The organism is Anabaena azotica FACHB-119 (assembly GCF_014697625.1).
In the GTDB taxonomy this organism is placed as follows: domain Bacteria; phylum Cyanobacteriota; class Cyanobacteriia; order Cyanobacteriales; family Nostocaceae; genus Trichormus; species Trichormus azoticus_A.
In genome coordinates this window covers 104,206-121,324 of the sequence record NZ_JACJSG010000003.1, presented here as the reverse complement: position 1 = coordinate 121,324, position 17,119 = coordinate 104,206, and the positions used below count along the sequence as shown (strand labels likewise).

11 protein-coding genes are annotated in these 17,119 nt (G+C 43.3%); 1 reads left to right on the top strand and 10 read right to left on the bottom strand.

The features are described 5' to 3' along the window. Nucleotides 1-59: 59 nt before the first annotated feature. From H6G83_RS03040 to H6G83_RS03030, 3 genes are all read right to left on the bottom strand, one after another. Nucleotides 60-695 carry a restriction endonuclease subunit R gene (locus H6G83_RS03040; RefSeq protein WP_190466763.1) on the bottom strand — a complete coding sequence of 212 codons (636 nt, stop codon included), beginning with the start codon at nucleotides 693-695 and terminating at the stop codon, nucleotides 60-62. A gap of 120 nt (nucleotides 696-815) precedes the next feature. Next, on the bottom strand, nucleotides 816-1,556 hold the full coding sequence (gene rph / locus H6G83_RS03035) for a ribonuclease PH (protein WP_190466760.1): 741 nt from the start codon (nucleotides 1,554-1,556) through the stop codon (nucleotides 816-818). Nucleotides 1,557-1,737: 181 nt separating this feature from the next. Continuing rightward, nucleotides 1,738-2,292: an adenylate kinase family protein gene (locus H6G83_RS03030; protein WP_190466757.1), complete on the bottom strand. Its 555-nt coding sequence runs from the start codon at nucleotides 2,290-2,292 to the stop codon at nucleotides 1,738-1,740. 385 nt (nucleotides 2,293-2,677) lie between these two features. Between H6G83_RS03030 and H6G83_RS03025 the strand changes: the two genes are divergently transcribed. Continuing rightward, a complete protein-coding gene (locus H6G83_RS03025) occupies nucleotides 2,678-3,214 on the top strand; it encodes a P-loop NTPase family protein (RefSeq protein WP_190466754.1) in 537 nt (178 codons plus the stop codon). 6 nt (nucleotides 3,215-3,220) lie between these two features. Here H6G83_RS03025 and H6G83_RS03020 read toward each other — a convergent pair whose 3' ends face one another. The 7 genes from H6G83_RS03020 to H6G83_RS02990 all read right to left on the bottom strand — a co-directional run bounded on the left by H6G83_RS03020 (nucleotide 3,221) and on the right by H6G83_RS02990 (nucleotide 16,554). Continuing rightward, nucleotides 3,221-3,793: a deoxycytidylate deaminase gene (locus tag H6G83_RS03020; protein ID WP_190466751.1), complete on the bottom strand. Its 573-nt coding sequence runs from the start codon at nucleotides 3,791-3,793 to the stop codon at nucleotides 3,221-3,223. A gap of 401 nt (nucleotides 3,794-4,194) precedes the next feature. Beyond that, nucleotides 4,195-5,688, bottom strand: coding sequence for a thymidylate synthase (locus H6G83_RS03015; RefSeq protein ID WP_190466748.1), 1,494 nt, complete (start codon nucleotides 5,686-5,688; stop codon nucleotides 4,195-4,197). A 150-nt stretch (nucleotides 5,689-5,838) separates the two neighbouring features. Next, nucleotides 5,839-8,334, bottom strand: coding sequence for a beta strand repeat-containing protein (locus H6G83_RS03010; RefSeq protein ID WP_190466745.1), 2,496 nt, complete (start codon nucleotides 8,332-8,334; stop codon nucleotides 5,839-5,841). A 156-nt stretch (nucleotides 8,335-8,490) separates the two neighbouring features. Beyond that, the gene (locus tag H6G83_RS03005) at nucleotides 8,491-9,792 is read right to left on the bottom strand and encodes a hybrid sensor histidine kinase/response regulator (protein WP_190466742.1); all 1,302 of its coding nucleotides are present in this window, start codon (nucleotides 9,790-9,792) and stop codon (nucleotides 8,491-8,493) included. Next, nucleotides 9,789-12,539 carry a CHASE2 domain-containing protein gene (locus tag H6G83_RS03000; RefSeq protein ID WP_190466740.1) on the bottom strand — a complete coding sequence of 917 codons (2,751 nt, stop codon included), beginning with the start codon at nucleotides 12,537-12,539 and terminating at the stop codon, nucleotides 9,789-9,791. The genes H6G83_RS03005 and H6G83_RS03000 overlap by 4 nt, the downstream gene beginning before the upstream one ends. Before the next feature lie 247 nt (nucleotides 12,540-12,786). Beyond that, a complete protein-coding gene (locus tag H6G83_RS02995; RefSeq protein ID WP_190466737.1) occupies nucleotides 12,787-13,701 on the bottom strand; it encodes a DUF928 domain-containing protein in 915 nt (304 codons plus the stop codon). A gap of 303 nt (nucleotides 13,702-14,004) precedes the next feature. Then, nucleotides 14,005-16,554 (bottom strand): CHAT domain-containing protein, encoded by a 2,550-nt coding sequence (locus H6G83_RS02990; protein ID WP_190466734.1) that lies wholly within the window; start codon nucleotides 16,552-16,554, stop codon nucleotides 14,005-14,007. Between the last annotated feature and the right edge of the window lie 565 nt (nucleotides 16,555-17,119).

The window sequence follows — 17,119 nt, the reverse complement described above, 5'->3', positions numbered from 1 at the left end:
AGGGTGGGCAGTGCATCGCCAAAACCCGGATACGATCAGTTACACAAACTGAATATCCTCTACAGTTGACAAATTGCTTTGAGAACTTGTAACAACTCAACTGCACGCGGAGGTTCCATCAAATTTAGTGATGGTAAGAGATGATAACTAGGGGGATTACCCTGTTCAATATAAAAGAACTGATAATTTCTCCCGTTAGTTGTTAAACCCCAAACTGATTTTTGATTATCTATCCCTTTATAAGCGTAAGTTAATAATTGAGGAAATCCCGTTGATATATCAACTTGGCTATTTTTAGATTCTATTATTAATACCCAAAAGTATCCTGAATTTTTTGTATATTTAGCTTTATTAATAGCTAAAATATCAAATCTACCTTTAATAAAAATATCTTCATCTTCAACTTCTATATCAGCAATATTTTCTTCTAAACGAATCTCAATAGGATAATGATAAAAGCCTGCTAATCTCAGCAAGGGAGCGACTACAAGAAACTTTACCTGACCTTCCGATACTTTACCTGCTCTGAGATAACGCCGAAAATCATCTCTAATTTGCTTAAGTTCTTGCTGTTCGCTCTCGGTTAGAGGTTCTAAAGATAATAAATTAGAAAACGAGTCATTATAATTTTCTTGAAATCCAAACAAACGGTGAACTTCTTCTAAAGTTAAATTACTAGCATTAAGAAGGGTCATAAATTTAAGTTGTATGTAACTAAGAACTACTTACAGCCATTTTAGATAATTAACATCAAAAATAGAAATTTATAAGGCAGAGAACTGGGAATTAATACTCTTCTCAGTACCCAATCCCTATTACCCAACAAACAGCCTATCCCAATTAGGAATAGCTTCCTGTTGGGCAATTAGCAACTGTTGAATGCCTTCTTCGGCTAAATCTAGTAGTTGATTTAACTGGGTACGGCTAAAACTGCCTTCTTCGGCTGTTCCTTGTACTTCGATAATTCCTAACTTGTGATTCATCACAACATTAAAATCCACCGTTGCCGCTACATCTTCTATATAATTCAAATCTAAATATGCTTCTTGTTCTAATAAACCAACGGAAATTGCTGCTACTTGTCCGCATAGGGGCGATCGCTCTAATACCCCTCGCTGCAATAATTGAGAAATAGCTCCAGCTAAAGCCACATATCCGCCTGTAATTGCTGCTGTTCGCGTACCTGCATCAGCTTGCAACACATCCGCATCTACAGTTAAAGTTCTTTCTCCTAACGCCTCAAAATCTAATGCTGCGCGTAAGCTACGCCCAATTAAACGCTGAATTTCTTGCGTCCTTCCAGATAATTTCAATAATTCTCGTTCTTGGCGTTGTTGTGTAGCCGAGGGTAGCATCCGATACTCAGCCGTTAACCAACCTTTGCCACTACCTAGAAGAAACTTGGGTACGCCTTCGGCAACGCTAACTGTACATAGTACCTTAGTCTCGCCGCATATCGTCAGCACTGAACCAGGCGCAAAGCGGGTAAATCCGGTGTGAAATTCAACGGGACGGAGTTCACAGGGTTTTCTACCGTCGGGACGCTGCCAAACCATCAGGGTAGCCTCTAACTTTTATTGTATAGCAGGGGACAGGGGGCAGGCGCTAATCGCTGCTTGCTATCAAGGTTTGATGATTCATCTATGCCCTAGTTTATCTAGCTTCTGCCATAAAGCATGAAAAATATTGTGCAGTACACTGCAACTGATTACAGAAAATTTTAAGTTTATTAAAGAGTTAGGGGACTGAAAGTAGTGTGAGAATATTTTGGGAAACTAATTCTGGTGGCTGATCACCGTTAATCGTCAACAGACGGCGGCGACGGTCATAATACTCTAAGATAGGGACAGTGCGATCGTAGAAAATCTCTACCCGACGCTGCACTATTTCCGGTTGGTCATCAGGTAGCGATCGCCCCAAAGAGCGACTTACCATAACTGCTTCCGGTACTTGTAAATAAATTGCCCAGTCCAACTTCTGCCCCAACTCATCCAGCAAAAAATCCAACTCTTCAGCTTGGAAAGCAGTACGCGGATAACCCTCCAAAACCCAACCCTCACTCACATCCGGCTTTTTCAGACGCAACCGAATCAATTCGATAATCATTTCATCAGGAACTAGTTCCCCCTTAGCCACATAAGGGTGGGCGTGGCGACCTAGTTCACTAACATGGGAAATAGCATCGCGTAACATTTCACCCGTAGAAATCTGAGGAATTTCCAGGTGACTGCAAAGCCTTTGCGCTTGAGTACTTTTCCCAGATCCTGAACCTCCCAGAATCACTAATCTCACAACAGTTAACTCCTCAACCAGTAACATTTAAAACATAATAAAGTTGTTTTGCCCAACCTTGATGGAAATCTAACATTTAGCCAAGGAGTCTGGGTGGGGATGAGGGAGTGGGGGAGATGAGGGAGATGAGGGAGTAACCCACCCCTAGCCCCTCCCTGGAGGGGAACAGGGAGATGAGGGAGATGAGGGAGAGTTTGTACCCAATTCCCAATCCCCAATCCCCAATCCCTAACCCTTGACTTCAGACAGACGTAGTGTTTGACTTATAAAGCAGATTGCCAGCATATAAGGCTGAATCAAAATCAGATTGATTATACAAGTAGATTTTCTACACAAATCCCTGCAAAACCTATTTTATTTATCGTGATTTTTTGAAATTTCCTCTATGGTTGCCCAGTTAGAAACACCCACTGCAAATTCGTCCCTTAGCTTACCATACCCAATTGAAGGGCTAGTACAAGTTTTTACTAGTTCACACCGTAACTTTTTTACCAGTGTCATGGGGCAAGCCCTGAGAATTGCTGGACAAGGTACACCAGTTTTAATTGTCCAGTTTCTCAAAGGTGGGATCAATCAAGGACAAGACAAACCAATTCAATTGGGTCAAAATTTAGATTGGCTGCGCTGCGATTTGCCACGCTGCATTGATACGCCTCATCTAGATGAAGCAGAAAATCAAGCTTTACAAAACTTATGGTTACACACACAGCAGGTAGTCTATGAAGACAAGTATTCGCTTGTGGTTCTAGATGAGTTAAGTTTGGCGGTTCACTTTGGACTGATCAGCGAAAGTGACGTTTTAGCCTTTTTAGCTAAACGCCCTCCCCACGTCGATATTATTTTCACTGGGACAGAAATACCCCAATCTATCTTAGACGTAGCCGACCAAATTACCGAAATCAGACGTAGCCATCGCCCGTAAAAAGTTCTAAAATCCAGATACTTCTGTTGCTGCTCTGGCAACAGAGGTAGGATTGATTAAAAATAAGGCAGCTTTTTTAACTGTTAGTTCCGATAGATGAATCTGTTTAAAAGTTACTAAACCTTCTGTAACGAAAGAGTCTCTAACTAATGCTTTCTCGCCACTGTTAAAAGAAGTTTCGTAAAATACTTCCTTAATTCCTGCGGAAATAATTAACTTTAAGCAAGATAAACAAGGCTCTAGAGTAACGTAAATACTTGCACCATCTGTTGAGATACCATGTTTTGCGGCTTGAGCGATCGCATTTGCTTCTGCGTGTACAGCCCTAGATGGTAAAGTCTTACTAGCATCACAGCTACTCAACCCAGGATAACAGTAACCCTGAGTAGTACAGTGAGCCGAACCTGATGGTGAACCATTATAACCAGTCGCCACCACTTGTTTATTTTTCACAATCACAGCACCCACTGGAAACGCTAAACAAGTTGAGCGAGTAGCGGCGAGTTTAGCCAACATCAAAAAGTATTCATCCCATGTTGGTCTTTGATTATGTTCGTCATTTAAAGAAATATCTTGCATGAACTTTTAATTTTATAGCAGGTGATAGGGAACCTGACTTTTCACGGGATCTGGAAGACCTCTCTCCAAACCTCTCTCCTACAAGGAGAGAGGCTTTGATTTCTCCCCCTTCCCTAGTAGGGAAGGGGGCTGGGGGGTTAGGTCTGTCGTTAGCTTTTCCACATGACGTGAAAAGTCAGATAGGGGACAGGGGACAGGGGACAGGGCATTGCCCACCAAAACCATGAGCCGGTGGGCAGTGCATCGGCCTACGTATATTTCTATCTATGTTTGTTTATAAGGCAATACAGTTCAGTTAAGGCTAAATTGGATAGCAATATTGATTAAACATCTGGAATTATCGGCGGTTAATTATTCTTATCTGAACCGGATTGATTTATACGAACTCCTATATCTTGCGTTTACTGATCCTGAACATAAGGCTTACCAAGTTTAATACATTGATTCGCCTTTTGCAGTTCCAACCCTAAATAACCTGCGTGTTCGCTCTGAATAGCTGGCGAAGCAGCACAAATTTCTCTAAGTAAGTTAAGAGGGTTTTTTCCTCGATGAGATTTAACTACTTCACCACTACCTGATGTGGTTTGTGTAACGACAATTTCCTGATTATCGACTTCAATTAAAAAGTTTCCTGAAGGGTCATCATAATTACGCTGCTTGAGAATTGCCGCATATTGATTCGCTATTAACCTGTCTGCATTCTCCCAAGTATCATCATATATATGAGCCGATTGACTGATAGTAATCAATGGCCCCATCTTTAAATCATATTCAGAAATTTCGGCAATTTTGTCTCTAATATGTTGTTGTAAAGCCCTGAGTCCCATTGCATTGGCAGGCCATGCGGCAAACATATCATTACTTCTTAATGTGGCAGTTAGGGATAATTCATTATCAACTACTCTCAACCAAATATGATTCAGGCATGGACTACCGCCTTTCTCATGGTCTTTCACATCCCATAAACTCATGACAGCAGAAGCCGCGTCAATTTCTCCAATTAATTTATGTATAACTTGCTCAATTTGATCGCGTCCAAACCAAGAACGTAAACGTTGACCATAGGTATATTTTAAACCTTCTCGATATGGGGCATCATCTAAAATTTGCGATATATATTCTTCTAAAAAATGGCGGTCAATTGGTAAGTAATTAGGTTCAGGAAAATAGAAATCGGCAGGCTCATCAGTAATAACTGCCATTAAGTCAATCAGTTCTTGCCATTGTCCATCATAACCAGTGGGGCGAATTGTGCCTGTGGTTTTGATGCGATGGATAATTTTAACCCATGTTTCGGCTATGGTTCTACCTTCAATTCTGTGTCCGTATCTTGGGCCTGGTAGAACTGTGGGTTCGACGGTGGAAATAGGAAATTCTAAGGGTGTTCCCCAAGGAGCGATCGCTTCCTCTTGGGCATAGGCTTTAATTAAACTAACGGCTTCACTTATAGATTTGGCTTCACTATATTTTATAGACTGTCGCAGGTGTTCCAAGGCAGCAGCGTCTATATCTAAGTCTATGTAACCTGTGACATGAGAGCGAATTACCCAAGCACGTAACCCTGTATCACATACACCTTCCTCAAAACCATGACGGAAAAAGTCTAGTAAACATTCTCCCGCGCCTGCATTTTTATCTTCCTTACTGGCGTTGAGAACCACCAAATAACGAACGTGAGGATTCCAAAGTAAATTCCGAATCAGTAAGTTGATACCTCTGGTGGGTGAGTACAGTTGCCCAATTACAGCATACTCTTGGGGTTCTAAATGTTTGGATAGCGCACTTTTTACAGTCCATCCTGTAATCACTGCTACTTGCCCATTGCCGTATATCAATTGATTCGGCTTGTACAGCGCTTTGTACTCGAATTGGGTGGTTTTACCCGCTATTGTCATGGTTGTTTGGCTATGTTTCAAAAATCCAAACGTTCTAATTTATCACTCTGTGGCTATTCGAGTAAATGGTTTATGACAAAAAGTTATACTGAGGCAAAAAATCTTGGCAACAAATCGATTATCTGTAGGGGCCTTACTAATTCCGGCAAATTAACTCTTAGGAACCGCCGCACAAGTTAAAGTCTGCACATTCCTAGAAGATGAGGTTGCGACTAACTCAATTTTGCCCTGAGCGTTACGATGCCAAGATGTGGCTTGGATGGGCAGTTGTGGTGATGTGGTTGTTTGGGTAGTCAAGTTGCCAGTCCTGCGGAATGTACTGATGTCGCGGGTATCAGACCAATGGCGATCGCTCCCCACCGACAGATAGGGATTTTGTGGGATTCCACCCCGTCCTGTAGCCACAAAACTACTACCTTGACTATCCGCGCAGCCTGTAGAAATTTGCTGCGATGGGTCTGTGACATTTGCTGGTAGTTCAACTAAACCAGAGTTAGGATCAAGACCAATATTATTGATTTGCACCTCACCACTTACCCCAAATTGGGAACTGGCGGTGATATCGTTTTCCGGGGTAAGTTGGGGACGATACTCCAGTCCAAAGATGCCTTTAGTAGTCAGTTGAATTTTCCCGCCATTGCCTTGGAAGGCATTAGCGATAATGTCACTATTTTCTAAACCAATGATGAAGGGTGCGTTGATATTCAAATTGCCGCCATTACCTGTCCCGCCTGCTTCGCTTGATATCTGGCTACCCTGTCGCATAATTATAGTATTTTGCACCTGCAAGTTGAGATCACCACCCTCACCAGACTGTGCCGAAGCTGTAATCCTACCACGATTGTTGAGAAAAATAGAATCAGCGTTGATGCGTAATACCCCAGCATTACCGCTTCCCTCATTCTGGACATTGATTAATGCACCATCGCTAACAGTTAATTTGTCTGTATTAATTGTGAGGCTACCAGAGTCTCCAGTGGGTGCATCTGGAAGTTTAAACTGTTGACGCAATGATTCATCTAAAATACTGGCAGAGGAACTAATGAGGCTGGGATTGCGGGAACCTGGCACATTACCCCTGACTTCAATTGAGTCAGTAGCATTAATTACTAAATTACCACCATTGCCACTCGCAAATGTAGAGGAATCAACTCTGCCTCCATTGCTGATGATGAGTCGAGTCGTATCTATTTGCACATTGCCAGCATTGCCTGTAGCAAAACTAATAGAACTAATTGAACTGGGGACAAATAATCCCGGTATAAATCCATCTAATTCTATTAACTCAGTTGCCTTGACAGCTACATTTCCCGCCGCACCAATACCCAAGCTGCCAGCACTAATTATTCCACTATTCACAACAGTTAACTGTCTAGTTGATATATTGATATCTCCAGCCGAGCCAACATTGTAGGTGGCAGTAGAAATGGAACTGGCAATGAGGTTAACTGGTGCAAAACCAATTAATTTCAATGAATCACTAACGTTTATGGTAATATTGCCGGATTTACCCGAATCATAGGTGGAAGTAATAATTCCTCCCCCCTGCTCCAATACTAACTGTCTAGTCGTAACTGTAATATCCCCATTATTACCAGCAGCCAAGGTTTCATTCCGCAAGCCGCTGATGATCAAACCATTAGCATCAGTTCCCATCGCCTCAAACAATTCAGCCGCTTTGATGTTAATACCTCCAGAAGATTGCGAACCCAAGTTTTGGATTAAAGCAACTGACCCATCAGTTAAACTGACTTGCGCTCCCTGCATTTGAATTGCTCCGCCACCAAAACCACTAGCATCAGCTAAGGCTTGTTGGGACAAGCGAATATCTCGAAAACTCTGCACATTGTCATAGTTAAATGTCCCACCCTCAAAGCTGACGGTTCCAGCACCAACGCTGCCTAACTCGATGCGTCCGCTTGTGGCTTTGAGATTACCTCCCACTAAACTGATATCCCCACCAATCAAGGCTAAGGTTTTTCCTGGTTTTACTCCTAGCTGTGTTGCGGTCAGATTGCTTTGTGGATCAATAGGTGAGTAAGTTGGATTGGCTGAATTAACTAGTTTTAAGTTATGTCCTGTACCCTCGACCTGAATCGGTTTTGGGGTTGTGCCAAACTGTAACCCCATCGGTACGGCTAGGGTGAGTATTGGTGCGCCAGAGGTGGGGGAAATACCAAATTCTGCACCATCGGCAAACTTGATGCTATTGGCTGTGCTACCCACAAATGAGCCACCGATATCTAACTTGGCATGGGAGCGAAACAGGATGCCTGCGGGATTGAGTAAAAATAGATTGGCACTGCCATTAGCTTGAATTAAGCCATCAATATCGGATATGTTACCGCCTGTGACACGGCTGAAGATGTTTTGGATATCTGTGGCGTTGTTGAAGACTGCCGAGCCTTGGCTCTTAATGGAGAATTGGCTGAAACTGTGGAAGAGATTGTTTCCGACACGAGTGCCATCGGTAATGGTGAAGCGATCGCCATTTTGGGTAACGGTAGTATTAACTGTGCGATCGGAAATAATATCGGCTTTAGCACCGTGACACCACAAGCATACCGTTCCTAACGATAGCAATAAGCAATGTCTCAATATGCCTACGCTGTTGAACCAACCCAATAAGGTAGAGGGTTTCTGCATCTCCCAATCTCCACATATACCTAATACTTAGTCTTCCCGCAAATCCCCTGATACCTAACATTAGGAATCATTAGCACTGAGAATTACATCTGGGTACTGGGTACTGGTTTAAAAGGCTTTTTTTATATGGCTTTGTTCTGAAAATTTGTACCTTCTTCAGCTGAAATCTGCTGTAATTGGCAAACTAATCATAAACTGCGTTCCCACGCCAGGGGTTGATGAACAGCTAATCTGTCCGGAATGTTTATTAACAATAATTTCGTAACTAATTGCTAATCCTAATCCTGTACCTTTACCTACAGGCTTTGTCGTAAAAGATTGCTCAAAAATTCGAGCTTGCACTTCTAACGGCATACCACAGCCGTTATCTTGAATACAAATTGTCACGTTTTCTCGTTGAGAATCTACTGATGTGGTGATATGGATAGTAGGTTGATTAGGTGCAATTATCTCCTGATAATTCTCGTATTTGGGTTCATCAAAAGCATCAATGGCATTAGCAACTATATTCATGAATACCTGGTTAAGTTGCCCTGGATAGCAACTGATTGGCGGTAAATTCCCATACTCTTTGACAACTTTGATTTCAGGGCTATTACCTTCCCCTTTCAGGCGATGCTTTAATAACATCAAAGTGCTATCAATTCCTTCATGAATTTGAAACTCTACCTGAGATGCGATATCGGCACGAGCAAAGGTTCTCAATGATAGGCTAATGTCCTTGAGTCGGTTAATTCCCTGGTTCATTGATTTAATTAATTTAGGTAAATCCTCATGGATATATTCTAAATCAATTTCGGCAATTAAATCCTCAATTTCTGGGTCTGATTCTGGTAATTTCTGCTGTTGTAAATCTATTAATTCCAGCAGACCCTTTGTATATTCTTCTATATGGGATAAACTACCAGCAATAAAGCCGATGGGGTTATTAATTTCATGCCCAATTCCTGCTACCAATTGTCCAAGGATCGACATTTTTTCACTTTGAATTAATTGGAGTTGCGTTTGTTTTAATTGTTGTAGAGACTGGGTTAATTCTGCGGTGCGTTTTTGTACAGATTCTTCTAATGTGCGGGTGAGATGGGAGATTTTTAAATGTAATTTTAATCGGGCAATTACTTCTTCTTGTTGGAAGGGTTTGGTAATATAATCAACTGCACCCATTTCCAATCCCCTTACCTTGTCTTTGGCTTCAGCTAAGGCAGTCATAAAAATAACTGGAATATTTTCTGTAATTGGATTTACTTTTAACCGCCGACAAGTTTCAAATCCATCGATACCCGGCATCATTACATCAAGCAGAATCAGATCGGGATTGGCATATTCTGTCTGCTCGATCGCTGATTCGCCATCTGTAGCCATCAGTGCTTTCCAGCCATATCCCTGAATCGCTTCTGATAGCACCTTGAGATTATTCGGATTATCATCTACCAAAAGGATATGCACTGGTCTAGTCATTTTTGTAACTCCTTTGTGATATGGGATTTTAGGAACTTACGGATTTTTGCTGTCTGGAAATTAGCAGTAAATTTGCTCAACTCGGCTGCAAAAGCAGTTAATTGAGTGTTTGTTTGAGTTAGCTCTTTTATAGTTCCCTCGATCGCCTGAATATCTCCCATCATGGCCAAGTGATATAGTTGTTGCAAAATTTCTTGGGATGGTATAACCCATTCACTCTCAGGTGTCTGAGTTTGAGGCGAGGATGGGGGTGGTGTGGATGGAGCATAAATCCAGTTCAATTTCAGTGCTGAACGTATAGCATTGAGTAGTTCTTCCCTATTCAGGGGTTTTGGGATAAATGCGGTTGCGCCTGCTTGCAAACTACGCTGACGATTTTCCTCAAAGACGTTAGCACTAGAAACAATGATGGGAATAGCATCGCTTAGTGGATGCTTTTGTAGATGAACCATAAACTCAAACCCATCCATATTAGACATAGCCAAATCTAGCAGGATGATATCTGGGTGGTTGGCGATCGCCATTTTCAATCCCTGTTCGCCATCGTTGGCTTCCAAGGTGCGACAACCAACTTCCTGCAACAGGCTACTCAAAATCGCACAATGGTGATCATCATCATCGACAATCAAAATTTGCGGCGCATTACCTTGAATACCGATGATTTTCTGGTGGGTTGGCAAGGGGGAAGCATCTACATTCTGCCAGTCATGAGAAAGTGGGATTGATAACTGTAAATCTAGCCAAAATAAACTACCTTCTCCAGGTTGACTCTGTACTTGAATTTCACTCCCCATCAAGGCGGCGATTCTTTGACTAATAGCCAAGCCTAAGCCAGTACCTTGAGAACGCTGTTGTGCTGAACCTACTTGTTCAAAGGGTAAAAATATCTTTTCTAGTTGCTGTCGGGACATTCCTATCCCGGTGTCTTCGATTTGGAAGCGGATTTTAGTGGACTGGGGATTGGGTTCGGTGTCTAGTAGTTCTACTTTGAGTGTGACGCTACCTTTGTCTGTGAACTTGATGGCGTTACCTAATAGGTTAATGAGGACTTGTCGGAGGCGCTTTTCGTCTACTTCAACGGCTGGTGGTAGGCGATCGCTTATATAAGTTTCAAACCTAATTCCTTTCTCTTCGGCTCGGATACCGCAAATTTCCGTAATTCCCTGGAGGAAGTTAGGTAAATATACAACCGTCGTCACCAAGTCTAATTTACGGGCTTCTATTTTTGACAAATCAAGAATGTCATTAATTAGCATCAGGAGATGGGAGCCGCTTTGGTGGATGATTTTCACTCTTTGCTGGTTTTTCTCACTCATTTTTGGTGATGCTTCTAACACCTGAGCAAAACCCAAGATGGCGTTAAGCGGTGTGCGTAGTTCATGACTCATATTAGCCAGAAACTCGCTTTTGGCTTGGTTAGCAGCATCAGCAGCTTGTTTGGCTTCCATCAGTTGCTGAGTTCGTTCTTGAACTTTTAACTCTAGGGTTTTGGAATAATCTAGTAGTTGGGCGTTGGCAACTTCTAACTTCTGCTGTTTATAGGCGTTGGTTGTGGCGATAACGCTACCCAAAAATGCAGCTAAGGCGGGTGTGACTGGTATCAAAACACCAGCTAAAAACAGCCCATAGCTAGCCCCAAGGAATCCCCCAGTTATCGCCATGCTAGCCCAGAGAATTTTACCGCCGGGAATCTGGCGTTGGTAACGGGTACTACCTAAGCACCAACTACCCACCGCACCAATTACACTCCACAAAATGATCCAGTATGAAGTCTGTAACCCAGAAATCCCCTGGAGGTTGGTTTTGCCAGTTTTTGCGCCTCGCACCAGTTGCAGGGCGATATTGGCATGAATTACTACACCTGGGGTAGGTCTTTGGGCGGATAGCCCAGCAGAAAAAGGGGTGCTGAAAAAATCGTTAGTGCTGGAGGCTGTTGAGCCGATAAATACCATGCGATCGCGCAGCAAATCTCTGGGCATTTTACCCGCCAACACATCGCGCATGGCAACTGTGCGAAAGGCTGCTTCTGAACCATGCCAATTGAGGAGAATTTGATAGCCGCCCAAATCAGCTTCTGTATAACCTGCATCCTCATGTTTAAGCGGAACGTAGGTTGCTTTACCCAAACGAAATTTCTGTTGCTTCTCATCAACAGATTCAAGGGTGATTTTTTCTGCTTCTAGATATTTGAGGGCTACTAAAGCCGCTAATCCCGCCTTGATTTTACCCTGGTCTTCCACATCTTCCGCCGTGAGTAAAGCGCGACGCACAAAGCGATCGCCATCTAACACCAAATCAGCTAAACCCACTTGTTCGCGTTTTTTTAGTTCTGGTGGAGGATTGACACGCTCACCAGTAATTTTCTCAACACCTATTAAATTAGGAGTAGTCCGAAAAACTTCTACCAGTTCCTCATATCCCCGGCTTTCTGGCAAATCCCGATACAAATCCAAACCGATAACACGGGGTTGCTGTTGTTTAATTTTAGTCAGTAACTTTGCTAACGACCAATCGGGAACAGGCCATTTACCCACCGATTGAATATCTTTTTCATCAATTGTGACAATGATCACTTCATCGGCGATCGCCTCAGATCCTCGCTGACGCACCCATTGATCGCGTAGTCTCCATTCCAGTAAATTAAAAAACCCCCATGATTGCCCAACAATCACTGTCACAGCCACAATGGGAGTAATAATTAAAATGCTGCGATTGCGTTTTATGAAAGCTTGGAGTTTGCGCCACATATTTGCTATGGGTGTAGGGGTATGGGGGTTTATGGGTATGGGGGTATGGGGGTTTATGGGTATGGGGGTATGGGGGTTTATGGGTATGGGGGTATGGGGGTATAGAAGTTTAGGAGTTTAGGTCTTCAAAACCCTTATACCCTTACACCCTTACACCCCTACACCCCTACACCCCTACACCCCTACACCCTTACACCCTTACACCCCTACACCCCTACACCCTTACACCCCTACCCCCCAGGGCTGTTTAATTTGCTACTACAGGAACGGTAGCAATATCCTTCAAGCTAACTGAGGAAAGTAGTTCTTGCCATTGCTTGACGATGGTTGCATTCTGAGGCTGGGCGGCTTGAACTGCTGCTAATGTAGCTACGCAGTCATACCACACCCCATTTTTACCCAAAGCAGTTGCTAGCTTGAGAGCATCTTTTTGCTGCATAGCCGTATTTACTTCCGCGTTAGGTTGGATACGCTGAATCCAACCGTCTACGTAAGGTGTACTGGGGCTGAGTTGTCCATCCACTTTCAAAGCTAAGAACCATTGGTAATTTTTGCCAACAGCTAAAGCAGGTGCATTGGCGGGCAATTCTACAGCCATTACTCCTGATTTCCCAGCTACCGGAATGGTCATTTGATGCTGCATATTACCAGCTTCATCCTTGATACTAAACACAGCTTCTTCTGCATTCGTAGCAGGGATATACGCCATAACTGTAGGACGTTCTAAAACTGTAGTGCCATAAAAACTTTGTGGCAAAAGGGCAATGAGGGCGGCTGGCCCTGTTGCAGCTACAGTCCCTGGATGTAATTCATAAGTTCCTGTGCGGGAAGCCCCGCCTGCGGCTTGTCTGGGGGCGCTATTGCCTTTAGCTGGGGTAAAGATATTGCCACGGGAAGCCCCGCCTGTGGCTTGTCTAGGGGCGCTATTGCCTTTAGCTGGGGTAAAGATATTGCCACGGGAAGCCCCGCCTGTGGCTTGTCTGGGGGCGCTATTGCCTTTAGCTGGGGTAAAGATATTGCCACGGGAAGCCCCGCCTGTGGCTTGTCTGGGCGCACCGTTATTGATAGGTGGCGTGAATGTGACTGCATAGGCAGTAGTCCAGATACTACTAGCCATCAGAGCTGCAACACTCAAGATACTAGCTAAGTAACGATGTTTCATTTCTGGTTAATGGTAATATCAAATACATTGTTGAAACTGTGTTCCAGAACTCTAATAAATCAGTTATCAGTTATCAGTTATCAGTTATCAGTTCTAACGGTGTATGGTGGGGGATAAACAAGCGTCAAAATACGCTTTCCACCAATTGGTGTTGTGTTTCACCAACCTATTTAACTGATAACTGTTTACTGTTCACTGTTCACTGTTAAAAGAGATGTATATTAGCATTTATAAACAACTTTTCACGTAAATACCATAAAGAAAATAACATTTTTAGGAATTGACCTACGCAATGTTACTGAATTAAAGCCAATTGCCAACCAAAACAAAGGCTGACCAAAAAAATGGGTCATAGAAATCAGTTTGACGAATCAGGTTGATTTGAGCTTGTCGTAATGCTTCGGCTTTAGTCTTGTTGGGTTGGCGTAATTGGTCGTAGAAGCGAATCATCAGCATTTCGGCTGCCTTATCTTTGACTGGCCAGAGGGTGGCGATGGTGGAACTTGCGCCGGATTTCACAGCTAAACCCGCTAATCCCAGGACGGCGCGGTCATCACCTGTGGCTGTATCGCAAGCACTCAGTACCAGCAGTTCTACAGGTTGTGAGGAATTACTCCCACGATTTTTTAGCAGTTCGGCTAGTTCCTTGACGTTGACTTGTCCATCCCAGGTAAGTAGGTATGTATCTTCGAGACGAGAGCTAAATTGTCCGTGGGTGGCTAGGTGGACGACATTGGCTTGAGTAGATTTTATGCGATCGCTCAACGCTTTATTAGTAAATTTCTGGTTGAGTAACATGGAAGATGGGACTTTTTGGGAAATCTGCTGCACTTCTGATTCCACCGCAGGTAAGGCACTAAACCCAGCACGAGATTGACTGATACCAGCAACGATCGCTTTAATTTTGTTTTGCTGCAATGATTGAGTAGCCATTAGTTGCAATCCAGGCGACAAAGCAATGGCATACTTTTCAATTAGATATTGCTTACCGTCATACAAAGCCGCCATTGGAATGTTACGTAACTTTCCATCCAAAACAAAAACTAAAGTTTTACTATCTTGAAAGGCTTGCTCAATTTCCCCTGGACGAATTAGCCAGTTGTAAATTTGTTGCGAAAATCGCTGTCTATCTTTGGCATCGGAGACGGGGTTGAAGGCTACCAGCAAATTGTCCAAAGTGCGGTTAATCTCAGCTGAAGATGTTTGGGTGGCATAATAACGCAGAGGTTTTCCGGCTTGGGAGAGAATCACCGCTAGGCGATCGCTTAAGATAATAGGATAGATAACTGTGGCGGTAGGGTCAACTTGGTCAATTTGTCTGGCTCTATCCAAACAGGCTTCACGAAAAAAGTTATCGAGTTCCGCGACTTGCAGCGATTCAATTAACTCACGCGCCTGGATCAATTCAGCCTGAGTTGGTTGATTATCAAGCAGTAAACCCACCAATTCCCGGTATACAGGTTCTACACTTTCCCGAAAAGAGAATTGCACATCGGAGTTCACCGCCACTAAATCAGAACGTAGCGCCTTTAAGGCTTTGACGGCTTCTGTGTAGGCGGCAATGGCTTTGGTGCGATCGCCTTGTTGTCGATACAATTGTCCTAAGAGCCATGCCGATTGTGCAATGATATCGTCTGCGGCAATTTCACGGGCAATATTTAGGGATTTCTTGGCTAATTCTTGAGCTTCTGCCCACTGTTTGGTGCGACGATAGAGTTGTCCCCATTGATGTAGAGCATAGGCTTCGGCGGCTGCATCTTGAATTTGTTGTGCAGACTTGACGGTGAGGGTCATGAGTTGCGCCTGTGCTTTGATAGGTAGGATTTGCCCAGAGTTAGGTTGTTTGTTGAGGGTAGAGACAAAATTTATAGCTGCGTAAAGAGAATCACGACTGGGGGGTAATTCTTGCAGTTGTTGCAGCAGTTGAGGCGCAAGGGATACAGCATAATCTGGTTTGTCGTAGTCGAGGAACAGTTGCCACCGAGCTAACCGCCCTTGTAAACTATCACCGGGATTGGTGGCTAGTTGTTCAGCCTGTTCAAAGTAATCTAAAGCTGCTTCTGGGTCTTGTAAATTACTAGCGTTTTTGCCCAAACCCAGTAAAATAGAACTTAATTGCGGTTTAGCATCAATTTTCTGGGCTATAGCTAAACTTTGCTCTAATACCTCTTGATTTTGACGATCGCCAATTTTTTGTAGCGCTAAACCTAGCGATCGCAAACTAATAACTTTAACTTCTGAATCTGGCATTGCTGCCAATTTCTGGGTTAGCGTCTGCAATTGTTGTTGAGAACGACGATAAAATCCCAGAGTTTGTAAAGCTTGTGCCTGATTAATCTGAGTCCCCAAACTACCAATTATATCACCCGCCTGTTCGTAGAATTTTTGCGCTTGTTGCCAATTGGCAAGGGCAGTTTCCCCATTGCCAAGATGTAGTTGTAACTTCGCTTGAGTATTGAGTACTTGCGCCCAAATAATCGCATCAGCAGGTTGAATTGTTTGCAAAAGCTGTAAACTACGTTCAATCGACTGCTTGGCAGTTTCCCATTGATTGAGTTCCTGTAGTGCCAGGCAAAGGTAGTTTAAACTCAGGGCTTCATTTATGCGATCGCCTTGGCTACGATAATATTGTACGGACGCTTGCCAAGCTGTAGCTGCTTGGGCAAATTGTCCCGAATGGTAGAAATTTCGTCCCTGTTCTAGTGAGTTGGTAGCTTGGGCAATTGTCACATTCCAGGTGCTTGTGGGTAATTGCACAGATGCTTTTACAGATGTCATCGTCACTGCTAGACACAAGCTGAAAATACTCAAGCACACATACAGCCAACGGTGTTGTTTGATGAGGAATTTCATAAATAATTAATCTTGCCCAGCTACTAAATTTGTTTTTTGTAGGATAGGTATATTGCTTCTTTTATTCATAGGGCGCTCATAATGCCCACCCCACAAGAGTCACCCCTTAATTTAGCAACGCCATCTCGCTATCTTCATTAATTAGAGTTCCCCGTATTCGATTTTTCCTAACATCAACCTGACTTTTCTGTTTCAGTTGTCAAACATCAAAAATAGTCATCTTACAACTTGCACCACTCTGTTATTGCGAAAATCGCAGCCCGAAACCCTTATGATTTCGTGGGGTGGGCATCGCCACTAGCTTATTTAGGACTTACGCAATTGTCATAATCAAACTAACTGTAGGGTGCGTCAGCCCCAATAATTTCGTACAGATTTAAGGATTTTCCACATCTGACGCACCCTACCCATGTGCCAGTTGCGTAAGTCCTGTTATTGAGAAGGTGCAAGATTTCAGATCCCCCTAAATCCCCGTTAAAAAGCAGGGTAGTTTCATACAATCAGAGAAAAAAACTCGTTTGTTTCAAAGCCTCTCCCCCCGTGGGGGAGCCAGTGCGTTGCGGGG